Source organism: Pseudomonas sp. P5_A12 (genome assembly GCF_056400685.1).
Genome location: NZ_JBFUKU010000345.1, coordinates 1 through 5,140, shown reverse-complemented (window position 1 = coordinate 5,140; position 5,140 = coordinate 1). Strand labels below are relative to the sequence as shown.

General features: G+C 56.2%; 5 protein-coding genes. All 5 read left to right on the top strand.

From position 1 onward, the window contains the following. The first annotated feature begins 2 nt into the window (after positions 1 to 2). The 5 genes from AC1DSG_RS27370 to AC1DSG_RS27350 all read left to right on the top strand — a co-directional run bounded on the left by AC1DSG_RS27370 (position 3) and on the right by AC1DSG_RS27350 (position 4,322). Positions 3 to 533, top strand: a complete 531-nt coding sequence (locus tag AC1DSG_RS27370; protein WP_477793670.1) for a glutathione peroxidase — start codon at positions 3 to 5, stop codon at positions 531 to 533. A gap of 4 nt (positions 534 to 537) precedes the next feature. Beyond that, positions 538 to 1,398, top strand: coding sequence for a pantoate--beta-alanine ligase (gene panC / locus AC1DSG_RS27365; RefSeq protein ID WP_477793669.1), 861 nt, complete (start codon positions 538 to 540; stop codon positions 1,396 to 1,398). A gap of 78 nt (positions 1,399 to 1,476) precedes the next feature. Next, on the top strand, positions 1,477 to 2,334 hold the full coding sequence (locus AC1DSG_RS27360; RefSeq protein ID WP_477793668.1) for a cache domain-containing protein: 858 nt from the start codon (positions 1,477 to 1,479) through the stop codon (positions 2,332 to 2,334). Positions 2,335 to 2,376: 42 nt separating this feature from the next. Then, entirely contained in the window at positions 2,377 to 3,117 is a 741-nt protein-coding gene (locus AC1DSG_RS27355; protein ID WP_477793667.1) for an alpha/beta fold hydrolase, read from the top strand. Next, positions 3,117 to 4,322, top strand: coding sequence for an MFS transporter (locus tag AC1DSG_RS27350; protein WP_477793671.1), 1,206 nt, complete (start codon positions 3,117 to 3,119; stop codon positions 4,320 to 4,322). Before AC1DSG_RS27355 ends, AC1DSG_RS27350 begins: the two co-directional genes overlap by 1 nt. Positions 4,323 to 5,140 lie beyond the last annotated feature (818 nt).

Sequence of the window (5,140 nt, the reverse complement as noted above, 5' to 3'; positions counted from 1 at the left end):
ATATTTCGCTGACGCAGATCGATGGCAGCGCCAGCCGCCTTGGCGACTATCGGGGCAAAGTCCTGCTGGTGGTGAACGTAGCTTCAAAATGTGGCCTGACCCCGCAATACGAGGGGTTGGAAAAACTCTACCAAAGCAAAAAATCCCAAGGGCTGGAAGTGCTGGGTTTCCCTGCCAACAATTTCAGGGAGCAGGAACCGGGTAGCGACGCGGATATCGTTGAGTTCTGTTCAGTGAACTATGACGTTCATTTTCCGTTGTTCTCGAAAATCTCGGTGGTCGGCGCCGACCAGCATCCTCTCTATGCCGAACTGACGGCAACACAGCCTGAGTCAACGGGTGAAGGTCCTTTCCGGGAACGTCTGAAGGGTTATGGCATTGAGTCCGCCAACACGACGGATGTGCTCTGGAACTTCGAGAAGTTTCTGATCGATCGTCACGGCAAGGTTGTCGCTCGTTTCGCTCCGGACGTTGCCGCTGATGATCTTCGATTGCTTGAGGCAATCGAAGTGCAACTAGCCAAGGAGGCGTGAAGCGGTGCTGACAGTCGATACGGTTGGCGCGCTTCGTGCACTCGTGGCTCGCGCACGGGGTGAAAACAAGAAAGTCGCGTTGGTGCCGACCATGGGCAACTTGCATGACGGTCATATCGCGCTGATTCAATGCGCAAAGCAGCGAGCTGACTTCGTCGTTGCCAGCATCTTCGTCAACCCGCTCCAGTTCGGGGCGAATGAGGATCTGGCCAACTATCCTCGCACGCCCGACGCGGATCGAGAGAGGTTGGTCAACGCCGGATGTGATGCGCTGTTTGCCCCGGGTGTGGAACAGATCTATCCCGATGGAATGCTCAATCAAACCATCGTCAGTGTGCCGAAAGTGTCAGAAGGTCTTTGCGGTGCCGCACGCCCTGGACACTTTGATGGCATGGCAACGGTCGTCATTAAACTGCTGAACATTGTTCAGCCGGACGTGGCGGTTTTCGGGGAAAAAGATTATCAGCAGCTGGCCGTCATTCGTTCGATGGTCAGGGATCTCAATGTGCTGACTGACATTGTCGCGGCCCCCACGATCCGCGCCACGGATGGGTTGGCGTTATCGTCGCGCAACGGCTATTTGAGTGAGCAGGAGCGCACGGTAGCCCCTCTCCTTTACGCATGTCTGAAGCAAATGGCTGCGTCCATTCAGGATGAGAGACAGGTGGGTGAGCGCCACGTACATGAGTGTCGCCAGCGCATAGCCGCTGCCGGGTTTCAGTTGGAATACTTCGAAGTCCGCAATGCGCAGAATCTAAAACCTGCGACGAGCAACGATACTCATCTTGTGATTCTGGTGGCGGCGCGCATCGGTAAAACTCGTCTGATTGACAATCTGACGGTGGACATTCGCCTGGGTGACTAAATCAAACATCACGGACCGCCAGCCACAATGGCTGACTCTGCCCATCGCCACATCAGAAAGATCACCAGAGGAAATTCAATGAGTCTTTATCGAGCCTTCGCTGGGCTTTGCCTGTGCTTGTTCTCCCTTGTCGGGCTCGCGCAGCAAACGCCGGTGGATGCCTATGGCGCCGAAACCCAGCGTGCCAATGCCCTGCTCGCAAAAGCCGTCGCTGAATACAAAGCCAAGGGCGACACCGCCTTGGCCGAATTCAGCCGGCAGGGGGCGTATGTCGATGGTGAGTCGTACATCTATGTGGTCGATACCTCCGGTGTGATGCTTGCCAGCGGCGGCCCTTCAGCTTCACTGATCGGAAAACCGGTGTTCAGCGTCCTGGACGATGACCTCAAAGCGGTATTCCAGCAAATCATTACGCAGCCAGAGGACGGCATTGTGCGTAGCGCCGAATACCGCTGGTGGAACTGGCAACACGCCAAGGTCGAGCGCAAACGTGTGTTCTATCAGCGTGTTCAGGACCGGGTGATCTCCGTGGGTTACTACATGCCACGGTCCAGCCCCGAACAGGCACAACAGCTGCTGCGCCAGATTTCCGGGCAAGTGGCTACCGACGCGAAAACCACCCTCGGGCTCATTAATCAGCACGATAAACAGCTCACCCAGGATGACCTTTATGCCTTTGTGGTGGACTTGAAAACCAAGCGGTTTGTCGCTCACGGTTTTACGCCCCGGCTGATCGGCACCGACTTCAAGTCATTGCTCTCAACTGATGGAAAGCCGATTGGCGAGGACATTCTCAAGCAGATGAAGGCCCATGAAACCGGGGAAATCGCTTACCTGTGGCGCAACCCCATTACCGGGCAGAACGAATACAAAAGGACCTTTCTGCAGCGAGTGAACGGGTACGTCGTCGCCGTGGGCTGCTACGCAATCAAGTAAACAAGACCGAGAGAACCGGCACCCACAGTAAGGAGCGTACGCATGACTGATTTGGTATTGCTGCATGGCGGCAACCATGGTTCGTGGTGTTGGGGGCCCTTTGTGGAGGCGCTCAACCAGCAACCCGGATGCTTCGAGCGCGTGATCACGCTGGATATGCCTGGATGCGGCACAAAGCGCGGCCGTGATGTTGTGTCCCTGCGGCTCGACGATGTGGTCACGGAACTCAATGAGGACCTGCGAGCACTCGGCGTGAACCAGGCGGTCTTGCTTGGGCACTCCATCGCGGGGGCCTTGCTGCCGCTGATGGTGTTGGCCGCTCCACAACTGTATTCGCGTTTGGTGTACCTGGCTTGCGCATTGCCCAGTGAAGGGCAATCGATTTTGCAGCTGCTAGGCACTCAGCTGCATGGCGAAAACCCGGAGCATGTCGGCTGGCCGCTGGCCCCAGCACAAACAACCCCTCAAGCGCTGGCCGTGGCCATGTTTGGGCAGGATCTGAGTGAGCAAACCCTGGCGTGGTTGTTAAGCGAAGTGAGCCAGGACACGACGCCACCCTGCGTGGCAACAGACTCCATCAGCCGCGCGGGGTACCCGCGAACGATTCCGGCCAGTTACATCATCACCCTGCGTGACAATATCCTGCCCGTCGACTGGCAGCGCCGTTTTGCAAAGCGTGCCGATGCGGGCGTGATCATCGAAATAGATACCGCGCACGAACCATTCGTATCGCACCCGCAGCTGCTCGCGGATGTCGTACGGGGCATAGAGCGGCATGAGTGATGGACGATATTGGTGTTTTAAGCCGTAGCAACGACAAGGCAATCCGCAGCCATTGGTTGATCCTGTCCATCATCATCTTCAACTTCATCTCGTATGTATGCAGCGGCTTGCCGCTTGCGGTGTTGCCGGGCTATGTCCTCAATGACCTGGGTCTGACTTCGGTTGTCGCGGGCGTGATGATCAGCTCACAGTACCTGGCGACACTCCTGGCCCGCCCCTTGGCCGGTGGCGTGGCGGATCGCCTGGGTGCCAAATACGCGGTTGTGTGTGGGTTAAGTGGCTTGATGTTGAGCGGCACCCTGACGACGCTCGCCATTGTCTTGCACGCCCAGCCCTGGTTGACCCTGACGCTGTTGCTGCTGGGGAGGTTGGTGTTGGGGGCGTCCACGGCCATGATCTCTACACCTTGCTGCACTTGGGCCATCGGGTTGTGTGGCGCCCCTCGGGCAGCACAAGTCATGTCGTGGAATGGCATAGCGGCTTACGGCGGTACGGCAGTCGGCGCGCCATTAGGCGTATTGCTGCGCAATTCGTTGGGTATTGCCAGTGTGGGGATATGCACCGTTTTGCTGGGCCTGATGTTCCTGTTTTTGGCTCTGGGCAAGCGCCCGGCACCGCTGATTGCCGGAACCCGGCTGGCATTTTATCGAGTTCTGTTCGCGGTCATGCCCAATGGTCTGGTTCTGGTGTGCAGTTCGGTAGGGTTTGGCGGATTGACGGCATTCGTCGCTCTGTACTTTGACAGTCTGGGTTGGGACCACGCCGCCTACTGTTTGAGTGGTTTCGGAGTTGGTTTTATCGTTGCCCGATTGTCGTCCCCGGGAATACTGCAGCGATTTAGAGGATACAAAGTGGTGGGCGGCTGCCTGCTGGTACAGACTTTGGGCATGTTATTGATATGGCTTGCGCCATCTCCGGCACTGGCCATTGCGGGTGGGGCATTGACCGGGATCGGTGTGTCATGGGTCTATCCGGGTCTTGGGATGGAGACATTGGCCAGCACGCCGGCCGCGAACAGAAATTCGGCACTCAGTGCCCTTTCATTATTTTTTGATATTGCAGTGGGGATGGCCGGCCCGGTGATGGGGCTGATTGCTTCAGGTTTTGGTTTTGCTGCGATATTTCTCTGTGCTGCACTTATGTCTGTAGCCGGGTTTGTGATGGTGCTCTTTTTGTGTCGGCGAGCGGGTCGCATTTGCAACTGATGCCAACTGGCTGGTTTCTTGTTCAACATTGAGTGAAGAAAATCCAGCAGCTGGTGTAAGCCATGATGATCGGGGTACGACTAGGGTAGGGCGAAAGAAGCCCTTTGCCATGGGCGCTGTACATTTGGATCAATAAGTTGACAGTTACGGGCATTGGCTCGGAGATACGATTGGTAAGTAAAATAACCAGGTAGGTTCGGATTCCATTACAAAAACCAATGCCACCAATTGAATTGTTAATGACCTCCGAAGGGCAGGGTGGGTCAGTTTTGTATCGGCAGTGACGTCTATTCGCTATCACGACACCGATTTTTATCCAGGTTATGGCTTAGATGTTTTAGCTGCCGCGTAAAGAGTGGTGGCAGACTTCACCCATGGATCGGCGTAGCGGGACCTTTTGACCCCGTTGTCTAAGTCGAATAACGCGGTCGAAGCTCACCCGCCTTCGAGCCTAAAACCTCTGAAGTCTCGGCTTGCCCCAATTCAACGAACGGCAGCTGCCGCGTAAGAGCATGTACGTGCTTAATTTTACAAGTCACCTGTGTGGTAGCACGAAAACTGCTGAGCCCGTTTCCAAAACAAACCAACCCCGTCCTCCTATAGGTGCTACGGTGGAAAGCCAGCCATCATTCGTCCGCGAATGACTTGTCGGCATTCCCCCGTGATCGACAAGGAAGAGGTGGCACGTGTTTGCGTTCATCCCTATCGCTGATGTTCACCTCCTCGAAGCCGGGTACTGTCTCGACACACCGTCGTGAACGCCCCGCCGAAAGACCTGCCACTGATTCTTCGCGAACTGCGCGTCGCCACGACACGAC

Excerpts from the sequence above, each read along its gene's own strand:
- AC1DSG_RS27360 (WP_477793668.1), top strand. The coding sequence starts at position 1,477 with ATGAGTCTTTATCGAGCCTTCGCTGGGCTTTGCCTGTGCTTGTTCTCC.
- AC1DSG_RS27355 (WP_477793667.1), top strand. The coding sequence starts at position 2,377 with ATGACTGATTTGGTATTGCTGCATGGCGGCAACCATGGTTCGTGGTGT.
- AC1DSG_RS27350 (WP_477793671.1), top strand. The coding sequence starts at position 3,117 with ATGGACGATATTGGTGTTTTAAGCCGTAGCAACGACAAGGCAATCCGC.